The organism is Streptomyces sp. F63 (assembly GCF_018070345.1).
In the GTDB taxonomy this organism is placed as follows: Bacteria; Actinomycetota; Actinomycetes; order Streptomycetales; family Streptomycetaceae; genus Streptomyces.
This window is the reverse complement of the sequence record NZ_JAGPXX010000020.1, coordinates 22895-37632: the sequence shown is the minus strand read 5'-3', so window position 1 is coordinate 37632 and position 14738 is coordinate 22895. Positions and strand designations below refer to the sequence as shown.

The window sequence follows — 14738 nt, the reverse complement described above, 5'->3', positions numbered from 1 at the left end:
CGCCGGACCCCCTTTTCCCGGAATCCCGCCCCGCCGCCCGCGCCGCCGTACCGGCACGGGGACGGCCGGAACCGGTACCCGGGCGCGGTACCGGCCGGCCGCGCGGCTACAGCAGGGGGGTGAGGAAGCGGCGGACGGCCTCCTCGTAGCCCGCCGGGTCGGCGTTCCACATCGCGGCGTGCGGGGCCTGCGGGACGGGGTGGAGCGTGACGAGGTCGGGACGGCGGTCGGCGAGGAGCTGTGAGCGGTCCCAGGGGGCCAGCCGGTCGTCCGGTCCGTGCAGGATCAGCGTCGGGACGGACACCCGGGACGGCGCCGACGCCTCCGCCAGGCTCTCCGCGCCCAGCCCCGCCCGGCCCTCGGCGGCCCGTACCGCCAGCGGCAGCAGCGCCCTGGGGGTGCCGTGGGCGGCGGCGAGGGCCCGGACCGTGGAGTGCCAGTCCAGCACGGGCGAGTCGAGCACCAGGCCGCTGATCCGGTCGCGCAGCGCCGAGTTGGCCACGGTGTGCACGGCCATGCTGCCGCCCGTGGACCAGCCGTACAGCACGACCCGCTCGGCGCCCCGGTGCACGGCGAAGCGGACGGCGGCGTCCAGGTCGCGCCACTCGGTGGCGCCGAAGTGACCGGTTCCGTCCGGGTCGCGGGGCGCGCCCGGGTCGCCGCGGTAGGAGAGGTCGAGCACGGGGAGACCGAGGCGGGACAGGAACGGCAGGACCACCAGGGGGTGTTCGCGGGTGGTGCCGAGGCCGTGCACGGTGACGACCCAGGTCGGGCGGGTACCGGGGACCAGCCAGGCGGGCAGCGCTCCGAGCTCGCCGGGGACCTCCACGTCCTCGTACTCCAGACCGTGCGCCTCGCCGGGGTTGCCGGTGTGGACCTGCGGAGTGAAGCGCACCTTGGCGCCGCGCCGCAGGCTGCCGCGCTCGACCCGCTCCAGGCGGCGCACCACCGAGTCCGGCGGGCAGTCCGCGTCCTCGGCCACCTCCCCGATGACGGCGTGGATGCCGCCGCCGGTCAGCCCGTAGGTGCCGGGCCGCAGCGAGGCCAGGCTGCGGGTGAGGGTGACCGTGTCGGCCGTGGTGGCGTGGACGGTGAGCCGGGGGTCGCTCGGCAGCGGCCGGGACGGGGACAGGGCCGTGTCACCGGCGTACCGGCCGGCGGCCACCGCCGCCGTACCGGCACCGAGGACGGTTGTGGCGGCGAGAGCCGCCGCTGTACGAGGTCGCATTGGTCCCAGTGTGCTCGGGATACGGCGGGGCGGCCAGTGCCGGCCTGCCCGGAGGGTGACCGTGCGGGCGGGGCGCGCCCGCACGGTGGTGCGGAGCGCCGTGAAGCGGAGTGCCGTGAAGCGGAGTGCCGTGAAGCGGAGTGCCGTGAAGCGGAGTGCCGTGAAGCGGAGTGCCGTGAAGCGGAGTGCGTGCGGAGCGCGGTGGCGGGTACGCGCGGTGACCGGGGCGCGGCCGGTCCGGAGCGGCGGCCGGTCCGGCGGTCAGGGGCGCGGGCCGTATCCGCGGAGCTTCCCGGCGGCCTCGGCCAGGTCGTCGCGGGAGAGGAGCGCGGGGCTGAGGCCGGGCACGGACCGGGCCGTCAGCCAGACACGGCACATCCACTCCAGTTGCGCGGTCCGGTCGTACGCCTGGTCGAGCGTGGCGCCGTGGGTGAGCGTGCCGTGGTTCCGCAGCAGGCATCCGCTGCGGTCGCGGAGAGCGGCGAGGGTGTGACGGGCCAGTTCCTCGCTGCCGTACAGCGCGTACGGGGCGACACGGACAGGACCGCCCAGCGCCGCGGCCATGTAGTGGACCGGCGGCAGTTCGGTGACGAGCGTGGAGACGGCCGTGGCGTGCACGGCGTGGGTGTGCACGATCGCGCGGGCGCCGGTGGACCGGTAGACCGCGAGGTGCATCGGCAGCTCGCTGGTGGGGCGCAGGCCGCCGAGGACGCGCTGCCCGCCGAGGCTCACCCCGACCGCGTCCCCGGGGCCGAGCCGGTGGTACGGCACACCACTGGGCGTGACGAGGACCGTGTCGCCGACGCGTACCGAGACATTGCCGGAGGTGCCGACGACCAGCCCCTCGTCGGTGGTGCGCCGGGCCGTGGCGACCAGCTCGGCCCAGGCGTCGGCGAGCTCCTGCGGGAGCGGTTCCGTCACTGCTCTCACCTCCGGGGCCGATCCTGGCAGAGACGGCACGGCGGGGGTACGGGGACCGGCGGAGACGGCGACGGGACGGCCGCCGGGGGGTGCGCGGGAGGCCGGAGGCGGTGGGGGCCGGCGACCGGCGGCGACCGGGCAGCGGTGCGCCGGCCGCGCCGCCCGGCGGTCACTCTCCGTCGAGCCGTCCGCCGCGGCCCGGTGGAGGCGGGCGCCGCCCGGCCGCCCGCCTCCACCGGGTCCCCGTGGTCACCCGCATGACCGCATCCCCGCGTTCACCTTCACACCCGCCCGTATTCAGCTGTCCGTCATACAGCCACGGCATTTTCGGGCGGTATGCCGCCCTTATGGGGAGAATTGGCCGCGGCCGCCTCCCCGCAGGCCCGCCCGCAGACGCACCTGCAAGCCCACTCCTATTCATCTTCCGTTCACCGAACGTCCCTACCGTCGCCGTGTAACCGGCCCCCGAACGATTGCCTGGGTGAATGGAACACATCACGCTTCTCATCGGGATCGTGATCATCACGGCCTTGGTGTTCGACTTCACGAACGGCTTCCACGACACCGCCAACGCGATGGCCACGACCATCTCCACCGGGGCGCTCAAGCCCAGGACCGCGGTGGCGATGTCGGCGGTCCTCAACCTCGTCGGCGCGTTCCTGTCCGTGGAGGTCGCCAAGACCATCTCCGGCGGCATCGTCGACGAGAGCGGCATCCGCCCAGAAGTGATCTTCGCCGGCCTGGTCGGTGCGATCATGTGGAACCTGCTGACCTGGCTGGTGGGCCTCCCCTCCAGCTCGTCGCACGCCCTGTACGGCGGACTGATCGGTGCCACCCTGTTCTCCGCGGGCATCGGGGCCATCCACCTCGACGTCGTCCTGTCGAAGGTCCTGCTGCCGGCCCTGGCCGCGCCGATCGTCGCGGGCCTCGCGGCGATGGCCGCGACCCGGCTCACCTACCGGCTCGCCCGCGACCGCGACGAGCGGGACACCGCGAAGGGCTACCGCTCCGGGCAGATCGCCTCGGCCGCCCTGGTCTCCCTGGCGCACGGCACCAACGACGCCCAGAAGACCATGGGTGTGATGACCCTCGCGCTGATCACCGGCGGCGTGCTCGCTCCCGACTCCGGCCCGCCGTTCTGGGTCATCACCTCCGCCGGTGTCGCCATCGCCCTCGGCACGTACCTCGGCGGCTGGCGCATCATCCGCACCATGGGCAAGGGCCTCACCGACATCCGGCCGCCGCAGGGCTTCTCCGCCCAGACCGGCGCCGCGACCGTCATCCTCGCCTCCTCCCACCTGGGCTTCGGCCTCTCCACCACGCAGGTCTCCTCCGGTGCGATCATGGGCTCGGGCCTGGGCCGCAAGGGCGGCGTGGTGCGCTGGTCGACCGCGACCCGCATGTTCGTCGCCTGGGGCCTGACGCTGCCGGCGGCGGGCCTCGTCGCCGGGCTGGCGGCCCTGCTCGCGGGGCGGGGCACCTGGGGCGTCGCCCTGGTCGCCGCGCTCGCCGTCGCGAGCAGCGCCTGGATCTGGCTGAAGTCGCGCCAGGAGCGGGTCGACCACAGCAATGTGAACGACGTCCCCGCCCCGGGGGCCGACCCGGAGCACGAGGACATCGTCGCCGACGTCGTCGCGTCCCTCTCCCCGCCGCCCACCGACTCGGCGCTGGAGGCGGCCGCCCACGACGGCGAGACCGGCTCCCCGCAGTCGCCCGCCGCGTCCAAGACCACCGTCGTCTGACGGCTCAGGCAAGGAAAGAACCGGATGAACATCGACTGGGCAGCACTCGGCCAGGTCTCCGTGGTCAGCCTCGTGGCGACCGTCGCCATCGTCGGCGTCTTCACCCTGGGCATCGTCGGCACCGCAGCGAAGCGGCGCCCGCAGGCGGACGGCGCGGAGGGCGCCACGGTCACCGAGGCACCGACCGCCCTGGCACGCGTCCTCGCCTCCGTCTGCTTCGCGCTCTCCGCGGCGGTCGTGGCGTACGGGATCTATCTGATCGTCGCCTGACAGCCCTCCGCCGGGCCCGCCGGAGCGGAAACCGCCGGCGGGCCCATCGGGGCACACCGCACCACCCGGGGCCCGTGCGCCTCCGCCGTCCCGGCGCCGCGCGGTACGACCGGCGCTCACGGGCCGGTGTGGGACTCGGCACACTGATCCCCCGCAGGTCAAGGGCGAGTTGACGGGCGTTCCCGGGCGTGGTGGACTGCCGGGGCCGAACGGCGGCAGGAGAGGAAGCCGGTGCGAATCCGGCGCGGTCCCGCCACTGTCACCGGGGAGCGCACCCCACCGATGTCACGGCCCGTTCCGACGGGCGGGAAGACCGGGGCCCGCGCCGATCCGGGAGCCAGGAGACTCTCACCGCCGGTCATGTCGAACCAGGGCGCGGACCCTGAGTGAGGACCTGTGCGATGCCCGGCTACCGCCGCAGTACGCCCTGCCGTCGAACGCCCCGTGACCGCGTGGCCCGCGGACGGGCACCGCTCCCCCCGCGCGCGGCGGCCCCGCCGCCCCCGCCGTTCCCCCGAGGCGTGACGGCGGTCTGAGCCGATGCGCGCCGACCACGCCGCCGGGGCCCGCGGCCGGGCCGCCGGCCCGCGGGGCCCTCGCCGGTCCGCCCCCGCCGGGTCCTCCGCGTCCCGGACCCCCGCTCTCCGGGCGGCCCCCCGGACCCCGGACGCCCGCCCTCCGTTCCCCGGCCGCCCGCGCCCGGCGGACGCGGTCCTCGCCGCCGGTACCGTGCTGGGCTTCCTCGGCGACCTCGTCCTGGGCGACCCCCGGCGCGGGCATCCCGTCGCCGCGTTCGGGCGGGCCGCGACGGCCGCCGAGCGGCTGCTGTGGCGTGACCACCGGGGCGCCGGGGCGCTGTACACCGCCCTGTGCGCCGGCGGCACGGTGGCCGCGGCCGCCGGGCTCTCCCGTGCCGTACGCCGCTCCCCGGCCGCCTCCGCGGCGCTGACGGCCGCCGTCACCTGGACCGTGCTGGGCGGTACGTCGCTCGGCCGCGAGGCGCGCGCGATCGGCGCCGCGCTGGACTCCGGTGACCTGGCACGGGCCCGCGAACGGCTGCCGGGACTGTGCGGGCGGGATCCGCAGTCGCTGGACGCCCCGCAGCTCGCCCGCGCCGTCGTGGAGTCCGTCGCGGAGAACACCTCGGACGCGGTCGTCGGCGCGCTGGTGTGGGGCGCCGTCGCCGGGGTGCCCGGGCTGGCCGGGTTCCGGGCGGTCAACACCCTCGACGCGATGGCCGGCCACACGTCGCCGCGGCTGCGCCGGTTCGGCTGGGCCCCGGCCCGGCTGGACGACGTGGCGGGTTTCCCCGGGGCCCGGCTCACCGCCGCACTGGCGGTGCTCGCCGGCCCGGACCCGCGCGGCGCCCTGCGGGTGCTGCGCTCCGACGCCCGGCGCCACCCGAGCCCCAACGCCGGCCCGGTCGAGGCCGCGTTCGCGGGGGCCCTGGGCGTACGGCTGGGCGGCACGCTGGCGTACGGCGGCCGGGTCGAACACCGGCCCGTGCTGGGGGCGGGCAACCGTCCCGTGGAACCGGGCGACATCGAGCGCGCGGTACGGCTCTCGCGCCGGGTGAGCGCGCTGGCGCTGGCGGTGTGCGCCGGCGGGCGGCTGCTGTACGGGGCGTTCCGGGGCGGCCGGCGGCCCGCCGGGGCACCCGGCGGGGAGGGGCGGGGATGACGGGCACCGACGGCGGCGGTCTGCTGGTCGCGGGAACCACGTCGGACGCGGGCAAGAGCGTCGTCACCGCCGGCATCTGCCGGTGGCTGGCCCGCAAGGGGGTCTCCGTGGCCCCGTTCAAGGCGCAGAACATGTCGCTGAACTCCTTCGTGACGCCCGAGGGCGCCGAGATCGGCCGCGCGCAGGCCATGCAGGCGCAGGCGGCGCGCGTGGAGCCGTCGGCGCTGATGAACCCGGTGCTGCTCAAGCCCGGCGGCGACCGCAGCAGCCAGGTCGTGGTGCTCGGCAAGCCCGCCGGCGAGCTGAGTGCCCGGGGCTACTTCGCGGCCGGCCCGGGCGCCGGGGAGGCCCCGGCCGCGAACCGCCGGGAGGCGCTGCTCCCGGTCGTCCTCGACTGCTACGCACGGCTGCGCGCCCGGTACGACGCGGTGATCTGCGAGGGCGCGGGCAGCCCGGCGGAGATCAACCTGCGCCGGCACGACATCGTCAACATGGGGCTCGCCCGGGCGGCCGGACTGCCGGCCGTGGTGGTCGGCGACATCGACCGGGGCGGTGTGTTCGCCTCCTTCTTCGGCACCACCGCCCTGCTGAGCCGCGCCGACCAGGCGCTGGTCGCCGGTTATGTGGTGAACAAGTTCCGCGGCGACGCGTCGCTGCTGGCACCGGGGCTGGACATGCTGCGCGGGCTGACCGGGCGGCCGGTGCTGGGCGTTCTGCCGTACGCGCACGGCCTGGGCATCGACGAGGAGGACGGGCTGCGGCTCTCGCTGCGCGGGACGGTGCGCGAGTCCGCCGCCGGACCGCCGCACGGCGAGGAGGTGCTGCGGGTCGCCGTGGTGGCCGTGCCGCTGATGTCGAACTTCACGGACGTCGACGCGCTGGCCGCCGAGCCGGGTGTCGTGGTGCGGTTCGCCGACCGGCCGGAGGAGCTGGCCGACGCCGATCTCGTCGTCCTCCCGGGCACCCGCGGCACCGTCCGGGCGCTCGCCTGGCTGCGCGAACGCGGGCTCGCCGGGGCCGTGGCGCGCCGGGCCGCGGAGGGGCGGCCGGTGCTCGGCATCTGCGGCGGCTACCAGTTGCTGGGCGAGCGCATCGAGGACGAGGTCGAGTCGCGGGCCGGGACGGTCGACGGGCTGGGCCTGCTGCCGCTGCGGGTGCGTTTCGCGGTGGAGAAGACCCTGGCCCGGCCGGCGGGTGAGGCCCTGGGCGAACCGGTGGCGGGCTACGAGATCCACCACGGGGTCGCGGAGGTGGCGGGCGCCGCCGAGCCGTTCATGACCGACGGGCGGGGCCGGGCGCTGGACGGCTGCCACGCGGGCTCCGTCTGGGGCACGCACTGGCACGGTTCGCTGGAGAGCGACGCCTTCCGGCGGGCCTTCCTGCGCCGGGTGGCGCGGGACGCCGGGCGCCGCTTCGTCCCCGCACCGGACACCGCCTTCGGGCAGCTGCGCGAGGAGCAGCTCGACCGGCTCGGAGACCTGATCGAGGAGCACGCCGACACCGGGGCGCTGCTGCGGCTGATCGAGGAGGGGGCGCCGCCGGACCTGCCGTTCGTACCGCCGGGCGCGCCGTGAACGCGGCAGTCCGCGCCGCCGGGCGCGCCGCCGTGGGCGCGTGGCCCGGCGCACCGTCCCGCCGAGCGGCGTCCGGGCCGTCCGGGCCGCGGGGGCGGGCACCTGACCGATTCCCGAGGGTTCCACCGGAGGGCAGCACCGCATGAGCGAGACCGTCACGGGCGACACGGCCGCGAGCGACAGGACCGGCACCGTTTCCCGCTCCCCCGACCCGCACTACCCGTTCACCGCGATCGTCGGCATGGACGATCTGCGGCTGGGACTGCTGCTGAACGCGGTGTCCCCGGCCGTGGGCGGGGTGCTGGTGCGCGGCGAGAAGGGCACCGCCAAGTCGACCGCCGTGCGTGCGCTGTCGGCCCTGCTGCCGCCGGTCGCCGTGGTGCCCGGCTGCCGCTTCTCCTGCGATCCGCAGGCGCCGGACGGTGCCTGCCCCGACGGTCCGCATCCCGCGGGCCCGGGGACGGAGCGGCCGGCCCGGATGGTCGAACTGCCGGTCGGCGCCTCGGAGGACCGGCTCGCCGGTGCGCTCGACATCGAACGCGCCCTGGCGGAGGGGAGGAAGGCGTTCGAACCGGGGCTGCTCGCGGAGGCCCACCGCGGCGTGCTCTACGTCGACGAGGTCAACCTCCTCCACGACCACCTGGTGGACCTGCTGCTGGACGCCGCCGCCATGGGCGCCTCCTATGTGGAACGCGAAGGGGTCTCCGTGCGGCATGCCTCGCGCTTCCTGCTGGTCGGCACGATGAACCCGGAGGAGGGCGAGCTGCGGCCGCAGTTGCTCGACCGGTTCGGGCTGACGGTCGAGGTCTCCGCCTCCCGCGAGTCGGATCTGCGGGTGGAGGTCGTCCGGCGGCGGCTGGCCCACGACGACGACCCGGCCGGTTTCGCGGCCCGCTGGGCGGCCGAGGAGTCGGCGCTGCGGGAGCGGATCGCGGCGGCGCGCGCCCTGCTGCCGTCGGTGCTGCTGGACGACCGCTCGCTGCGCCGCATCGCGGCGGTCTGTGCCGCGTTCGAGGTGGACGGGATGCGCGCGGACATCGTGATGGCCCGTACCGCGACGGCGCTCGCGGCCTGGGCCGGGCGCACGGAGGTGCGCGAGGAGGACGTGCGGCGCGCGGCGCTGCTGGCGCTGCCGCACCGCCGGCGGCGCAATCCGTTCGACGCCCCGGGGCTGGACGAGGAGTTGCTGGACCGGACGCTGGAGGAGTTCGGCGGTGACGACGACCCGACGGACCCGGGCCCCGGCGGGCCGGAGGGTCCGGCGGGTGGACCGGACGGTTCCGGGGGCGAGGACGGCGGAGCCACCGGGAACGGCGGCGGCACGGACGGCGGGCGGGCCGGCGACGGGAACGCGCCGGACCGGGACGGCGCACCGGAGCAGGGCCCCGGCGGGCCGGAGGAGGGGGGCGCCGGGGAGAGCCCGGGCAGCCGTCCGGACGGCGCCGGGGAGCCGGCGGGCGAGCCGTCCGCGACCGCCGGGGACGGGCCTGCCGGGGAGGCCCGCCCGGTCGCCGGGGACGACGGCCCGGAGCAGCGCGCGGTGGGGGCCGCCGAGCCGTTCCGGGCCCGGGTGCTGAGCGTGCCGGGCCTGGGTGAGGGGGCGGCCGGGCGTCGCTCGCGCGCCCGTACCGGGCACGGGCGCACCACCGGTGCGCGACGGCCGCGAGGCGCGCTGGCGAAACTGCACCTGGCGGCGACCGTACGGGCCGCGGCCCCCTACCAGCACGCGCGGGGACGGGCCGGAAGCGGCCTGGTCGTGCGCCGCGACGATCTGCGGGAGGCGGTGCGCGAGGGGCGCGAGGGCAATCTCGTGCTGTTCCTCGTCGACGCCTCCGGATCGATGGCGGCGCGGCGGCGGATGAGCGCGGTCAAGGGCGCCGTGCTGTCGCTGCTGCTGGACGCGTACCAGCGGCGCGACAAGGTCGGGCTGGTCACGTTCCGTGGCGTGGACGCGGAGCTGGTGCTGCCGCCGACCTCCTCCGTGGACGCGGCCGCGGCGCGGCTGGAAGGGCTGCCGACGGGCGGTCGCACCCCGCTGGCCGCCGGGCTGCTGCGGGCCCGGGAGGTGCTGCGGGTGGAGCGGCTGCGGGACGCGTCGCGGCGGCCGCTGCTGGTGGTCGTCACGGACGGCCGGGCGACCGCCGCGCGGGGTGCCGGGGCCGGCGGGCACGGCGGTACGGGCGGCGGAGCGCACGCCGGGCGCGGGGCCGATCCGCTCACACCGGTGGCCCGGGCCGCGCGCCTGCTCGCCGCCGAAGGCACGGCCTCGGTGGTCGTGGACTGCGAGTCGGGACCGGTGCGGCTGGGGCTGGCCGGGGCGCTGGCCCGCCAACTGGGCGGCGAGGCGGTGACGTTGGAGGAGCTGCGCGCGGACAGTGTGGCCGGACTCGTCCGCGGCGTCCGGGGCGCGCGGCACGCACCGTACGCCCCGGGGGCACCGGGCGCGCCGGACACGGGAGGGGGGCCCGGCCGGCCGGGCGGACGCCACACCGGCCGGACGGCCGGACAGGGAGCCGGACAGGGAGCCGGGCAGGGAGCCGGACAGGGAGCCGGACCGAGGACGGCACGGACGACGAGGACCACCGGGAGGGCCGCGTAATGCCGCAGGGACAGCCGAGCACGGTGCCGGACGACGGACTGACGACCCGTCAGCGCCGCAACCGGCCGCTGCTGATGGTGCACACGGGCCCCGGCAAGGGGAAGTCCACAGCCGCCTTCGGAATGGCGCTGCGGGCCTGGAACCAGGGATGGCCGGTGGGGGTGTTCCAGTTCGTGAAGTCCGCGAAGTGGCGGGTCGGCGAGGAGCGCGCCCTGCGCGTCCTGGGCGCCTCGGGCGAGGGCGGCCCCGTCGTCTGGCACAAGATGGGTGAGGGCTGGTCCTGGACGCAGCGGGACATGGGGTCGAGCGAGGAGGCGGCCCGGGAGGGCTGGGAGCAGGTCAAGCGGGACCTCGCGGCCGAGACCCACCGCCTGTACGTCCTGGACGAGTTCGCCTATCCGCTGCACTGGGGCTGGATCGACACGGCGGAGGTCGTCTCGGTGCTGCGCGGCCGGCCGGGCACCCAGCACGTCGTGGTCACCGGCCGCAACGCTCCGCCGGAACTGCTGGAGGCGGCCGATCTGGTCACCGAGATGACGAAGGTGAAGCACCCGATGGACGCGGGCCAGAAGGGCCAGCGGGGCATCGAGTGGTGAGCACCGCCGGCCCCTCCGCCGCCGGCCCCTCCGCCGCCGGCCCGGGCGCGGCGCCGTCCGCGGCCGGGCCCGCCACGGCCCCGCACCGGGTGCCGCGCCTGGTGATCGCCGCGCCCGCCTCGGGCAGCGGCAAGACGACCGTGGCCACCGGCCTGATGGCCGCCTACGCCGGCCGCGGTCTCACCGTCTCCCCGCACAAGGTCGGCCCCGACTACATCGACCCGGGCTACCACGCGCTCGCCGCCGGCCGCCCCGGACGCAACCTGGACGCGTATCTGTGCGGCCCCGAGCGGATCGCCCCGCTCTTCCTGCACGGCGCGGCCGGCGCCGACCTGGCCGTCGTCGAGGGCGTGATGGGCCTCTACGACGGTGCCGCCGGGCAGGGCGAACTCGCCTCGACGGCGCAGGTGGCGAAGGTGCTCCGGGCCCCCGTGGTGCTGGTCGTGGACGCGTCCTCGCAGTCGCGTTCGGTGGCGGCACTGGTGCACGGCTTCGCCTCCTGGGACCCGGAGGTGCGGCTCGCCGGGGTGATCCTCAACAAGCTCGGCTCCGACCGGCACGAGGAACTGCTGCGGGAGGCCCTGGACGCGTCCGGGGTGCCGGTGCTGGGCGCGCTGCGCCGCTCACCGGACGCCGGTACGCCCTCGCGCCACCTGGGGCTGGTGCCGGCCGCCGAGCGGCGGGCGGAGGCGGTCGCGTCGGTCGCGGCCCTGGCGGAGCGGGTGCGCGCCGGCTGTGATCTGGACGCGCTGTTCGCCCTGGCACGCAGCGCCCCGCCCGTGCCGGGACCGGTGTGGGACCCGGCGGCGGAAGCGGGGACGGGGGAACTCCGGGCGGGGCGGGTCCCGGTGACGGGGAGCGCGGCCCACGGCACTCTCCCGGGCTCCCCGGGCTCCCCCGTCTCCCCGGTCCCGGCGGGTTCCCCGGGGGCGGTGCCCCCCGGGGCGGAGGCCGAGCGGCCCGGGGACCGGCTCGCGCACCGCCCGGCGGCCCCGGAGCCGGACCCGCCCGGGCACGGGACCGGGGCGCGCCGGGCCGGCTCCCGCAGCGGTCCGCAGGCCCGCCCGGGCTCCGCCGCGAGCGCACCGGCCGGACCGGACGCACCGGCGCCGGACTCCCGGGACCGGCCCGGCCGCCCGGTGATCGCCGTCGCCGGCGGGCCGGCGTTCACCTTCTCGTACGCCGAACACGCCGAACTCCTCACGGCGGCGGGCGCCGAGGTCGTCACCGTCGACCCGCTGCGCGACGAGAAGCTGCCGCCGGGCACCGCCGGACTGGTCGTCGGCGGCGGCTTTCCCGAGATGTACGCGCCCGAGCTGTCGGCGAACGAGCCGCTGCGCGAGGCCGTCGCGGCGCTCGCCGCCCGGGGCGCCCCCGTGGCGGCGGAATGCGCCGGCCTGCTGTACCTGGCCCGGTCGCTGGACGGCAGGCCGATGTGCGGGGTCCTGGACGCGGAGGCGCGGATGACGGAGCGGCTGACGCTCGGCTACCGCGAGGCCGTGGCCCTGTCGGACAGCGCGCTGGCCCCGGTGGGGGCGAGGCTGCGCGGACACGAGTTCCACCGCACGGTGATCGAGCCGGGCGCCGGCACCGCACCGGCCTGGGGGCTGCACCGGCCGTCGCGCCGCGTCGAGGGCTTCGTCCAGGGGGGCCTGCACGCCTCCTACGTCCATCTGCACTGGGCGGGCGCCCCGGGCACCGCCCGCAGATTCGTCGGGCGGTGCGCGGGATGACGGGGGCCGCCGCCGAGCGGATCACGGCGGGCCCCCGGAACCGCCCGGCCCGGACGACCGGTAGCGGCACAACCGCTTTCCGAACGGCCGTTCCGGCGACGGCCGTCGGGGCCGGGCCGCCCGGCGCCGTACGGGACCGCGGGGCCGGCGGGGCCGGCGGAGCAGGCGGAGCAGGCGGAGCAGGCGAGGACGGCGGAGCAGGCGAGGACGGCGGCCGGTACCCGGTGCTCGCGGCCGGGGTCGGTGCGCGGGCCGGGGTCACCGCGGACGAGGTGCTCGCGCTGCTCCGGGAGGCGCTGGAGACGGCGGGAATCGCCGGAGCCGCCGACACGGCCGGAGCGGGCCCGGCCGAAGCAGGCCCGGCCGGAGCGGCCGGGCGGCGGGGCCCGGCGGTCGCCGTGCTGGCGACGGCCGAGGCCAAGGCCGGTGAGCCGGGCATCGCCGGGGCGGCGGCCCGGCTCGGCGTACCACTGGTGACGTACCCGGCGGCGGAGCTGGCCGCCGTGGACGTCCCGCACCCGTCCCCCACCGTGCTCGGCGCGACGGGCACGCCCAGTGTGGCCGAGGCCGCCGCCCTGCTCGCCGCGGGGCCCGGGGCCGTGCTCCTCGTGCCCAAGTCCGCCTCGTCCCGGGCGACGGTGGCCGTGGCCGGCCACCCGGCCGTCCCGGAGCCGCCCGGCACCACCTCGCGGGCTCCGGCCCCGTGTGCCGCCAACCGGCAGCCCCTCATGCCGGCAGCCCCCGCCCCCGCCCCCGCGGACCCGCACTCCGCGGATCCGCACTCCACGGCCCTCCGGCCCGCGGGCCGCCGCCCGGCAGCTCCGCGTCCCGCAGGCCCCGCCCCCGCTCCGCCGGAACCGGGGCAGGCCCGCACCCGACAGAAGGCAGGACTCCCGTGACCGCGCCGACCGGACCCGATCTGGCCCACCACGGCGACGCCGAGGTGCGCGGCACGGATCTGACCGACTTGGCCGTCAACGTCCGCGCGGGTACGCCCCCGGACTGGCTCAGGGCCCGGATCGCCGCCTCCCTCGGCACGCTCGCCGCCTATCCCGACGGCGCCCCGGCCCGCGAGGCCGTCGCGCGCCGGCACGGGCTGCCCGTCTCCCGGGTGCTCTTGACGGCCGGGGCGGCGGAGGCGTTCGTCCTGGTCGCCCGGGCCTTCGCGGCCCGCCGCCCGGTGGTGGTGCACCCGCAGTTCACCGAGCCGGAGGCGGCCCTGCGGAACGCCGGCCACCCAGTGGAGCGGGTGCTGCTGCGGCGCGAGGACGGCTTCCGGCTCCGGCCGGATTCCGTGCCGGAGGACGCCGACCTGGTCGTGATCGGCAACCCCACCAACCCGACCTCCGTGCTCCATCCCGCGGACGGCCCGGACGGTCTCGCGTCGCTGGCCCGGCCCGGGCGGCTGCTCGTCGTCGACGAGGCCTTCATGGACGCCGTGCCGGGCGAGCGGGCCTCGCTGGCCTCGCGGACGGAGCTGCCGGGTCTGGTGGTGCTGCGCAGCCTCACCAAGACCTGGGGCCTGGCCGGGCTGCGGGTCGGCTACGTCCTCGCGGAACCGGAGCGGATCGCGGCGCTGGAGCGCGCCCAGCCGCTGTGGCCGGTGTCCGCGCCGGCCCTCGCCGCGGCGGAGGCCTGCTGTGAGCCGGCGGCGCTCGCGGAGGCGGCGCGCGCCGCGGAGCGCGTGGCGGCGGACCGGGAGCATCTCCTGGCGCGGCTCGCGGAGTTCGGCGAGGTCGCGGTCTGCGGCCCGGCCGCGGGGCCGTTCGTGCTGCTCCGGCTGCCGGACGCCGCCGCTGTACGGGAACGGCTGCGCGAGCGCGGCTTCGCGGTCCGCCGGGGCGACACGTTCCCCGGGCTCGGTGCGGAGTGGCTGCGGCTGGCGGTCCGCGATCCCCGGACGACGGACCTGTTCGCCGACGCCCTGGCCAAGGCCCTCGCCGACCGCTGACCGGCCGGTCTCCCGGGCGCGCCGCACGCGGCCCGCGGGCCCCGCCGCACGGGCTCCCGGACCGGTCGGGGATCCGGCCTGCCGTCCGGCGAGCCGGGGCCGCCGACGCCCTCGTCGCGTGGGCCCCGGCGCTCGGCGCCCGCGCCGCGCTCACCGCAGTCGCGGACGGGGCGCCGCCGGCCGGCGGACCGGAGCGCCGCGTGAGAGCCCGGTCGGTCGTCACCGCCGCCGGCCGCCCGCCGGTCCGCCCGGCGGACCGCGGGCGACCGGGGCGTCCGTACCCGGCGGGGCTCCGTACCCGGCGGGGCGGGGCCCCGGGCGGGGCCGCGGCAGGGAGCGGATGGCCGGCGGCGCGGCCCCGCCCCACGCCCGGGGCGGGGCCGCGCCGTCTCCCCCGTGACGGTCCCGGGACCGGCGGCCCCGGGACCGTCACGGTCGGCCGGG

General features: G+C 77.8%; 11 protein-coding genes and 1 riboswitch. Of the genes, 9 read left to right on the top strand and 2 right to left on the bottom strand.

All coding sequences use genetic code 11. From position 1 onward, the window contains the following. Positions 1–106: 106 nt before the first annotated feature. Together KBZ10_RS19715 and KBZ10_RS19710 are read right to left on the bottom strand one after the other, a co-directional pair. Positions 107–1228 carry an alpha/beta hydrolase gene (locus KBZ10_RS19715; RefSeq protein ID WP_210988984.1) on the bottom strand — a complete coding sequence of 374 codons (1122 nt, stop codon included), beginning with the start codon at positions 1226–1228 and terminating at the stop codon, positions 107–109. A 261-nt stretch (positions 1229–1489) separates the two neighbouring features. Beyond that, the gene (locus tag KBZ10_RS19710; protein WP_307847518.1) at positions 1490–2149 is read right to left on the bottom strand and encodes a class II aldolase/adducin family protein; all 660 of its coding nucleotides are present in this window, start codon (positions 2147–2149) and stop codon (positions 1490–1492) included. Positions 2150–2634: 485 nt separating this feature from the next. On the opposite strand from KBZ10_RS19710, the gene KBZ10_RS19705 reads away from it, so the two are divergent. From KBZ10_RS19705 to cobC, 9 genes are all read left to right on the top strand, one after another. Then, on the top strand, positions 2635–3891 hold the full coding sequence (locus KBZ10_RS19705) for an inorganic phosphate transporter (protein WP_210988983.1): 1257 nt from the start codon (positions 2635–2637) through the stop codon (positions 3889–3891). A 24-nt stretch (positions 3892–3915) separates the two neighbouring features. Beyond that, positions 3916–4161 carry a hypothetical protein gene (locus KBZ10_RS19700; protein ID WP_210988982.1) on the top strand — a complete coding sequence of 82 codons (246 nt, stop codon included), beginning with the start codon at positions 3916–3918 and terminating at the stop codon, positions 4159–4161. Between the two features lie 220 nt (positions 4162–4381). After that, a riboswitch (cobalamin riboswitch) is annotated at positions 4382–4509 on the top strand. Between the two features lie 381 nt (positions 4510–4890). Further along, complete coding sequence (locus KBZ10_RS19695; protein WP_374223375.1) at positions 4891–5841, top strand: cobalamin biosynthesis protein; 951 nt, start codon at positions 4891–4893, stop codon at positions 5839–5841. Continuing rightward, a complete protein-coding gene (locus KBZ10_RS19690; protein WP_210988980.1) occupies positions 5838–7415 on the top strand; it encodes a cobyric acid synthase in 1578 nt (525 codons plus the stop codon). The genes KBZ10_RS19695 and KBZ10_RS19690 overlap by 4 nt, the downstream gene beginning before the upstream one ends. A 241-nt stretch (positions 7416–7656) precedes the next feature. Beyond that, positions 7657–10014, top strand: coding sequence for a putative cobaltochelatase (locus KBZ10_RS19685; RefSeq protein ID WP_247702664.1), 2358 nt, complete (start codon positions 7657–7659; stop codon positions 10012–10014). After that, a complete protein-coding gene (gene cobO, locus KBZ10_RS19680) occupies positions 10014–10610 on the top strand; it encodes a cob(I)yrinic acid a,c-diamide adenosyltransferase (RefSeq protein WP_210988979.1) in 597 nt (198 codons plus the stop codon). The genes KBZ10_RS19685 and cobO overlap by 1 nt, the downstream gene beginning before the upstream one ends. Before the next feature lie 89 nt (positions 10611–10699). Next, positions 10700–12343 (top strand): cobyrinate a,c-diamide synthase, encoded by a 1644-nt coding sequence (locus tag KBZ10_RS19675; RefSeq protein WP_210989050.1) that lies wholly within the window; start codon positions 10700–10702, stop codon positions 12341–12343. 224 nt (positions 12344–12567) lie between these two features. Then, entirely contained in the window at positions 12568–13242 is a 675-nt protein-coding gene (locus KBZ10_RS30615; protein ID WP_374223374.1) for a cobalamin biosynthesis protein, read from the top strand. Then, positions 13239–14294 carry an Rv2231c family pyridoxal phosphate-dependent protein CobC gene (gene cobC / locus KBZ10_RS19665; RefSeq protein ID WP_210988977.1) on the top strand — a complete coding sequence of 352 codons (1056 nt, stop codon included), beginning with the start codon at positions 13239–13241 and terminating at the stop codon, positions 14292–14294. Before KBZ10_RS30615 ends, cobC begins: the two co-directional genes overlap by 4 nt. Positions 14295–14738 lie beyond the last annotated feature (444 nt).

Bases quoted from the DNA above. Each gene is read 5' to 3' on its own strand.
- KBZ10_RS19685 (WP_247702664.1), top strand. From the start codon at position 7,657: ATGGACGATCTGCGGCTGGGACTGCTGCTGAACGCGGTGTCCCCGGCC.
- cobO (WP_210988979.1), top strand. From the start codon at position 10,014: ATGCCGCAGGGACAGCCGAGCACGGTGCCGGACGACGGACTGACGACC.
- KBZ10_RS19700 (WP_210988982.1), top strand. From the start codon at position 3,916: ATGAACATCGACTGGGCAGCACTCGGCCAGGTCTCCGTGGTCAGCCTC.
- KBZ10_RS19690 (WP_210988980.1), top strand. From the start codon at position 5,838: ATGACGGGCACCGACGGCGGCGGTCTGCTGGTCGCGGGAACCACGTCG.
- KBZ10_RS19715 (WP_210988984.1), bottom strand. From the start codon at position 1,228: ATGCGACCTCGTACAGCGGCGGCTCTCGCCGCCACAACCGTCCTCGGT.
- KBZ10_RS19705 (WP_210988983.1), top strand. From the start codon at position 2,635: ATGGAACACATCACGCTTCTCATCGGGATCGTGATCATCACGGCCTTG.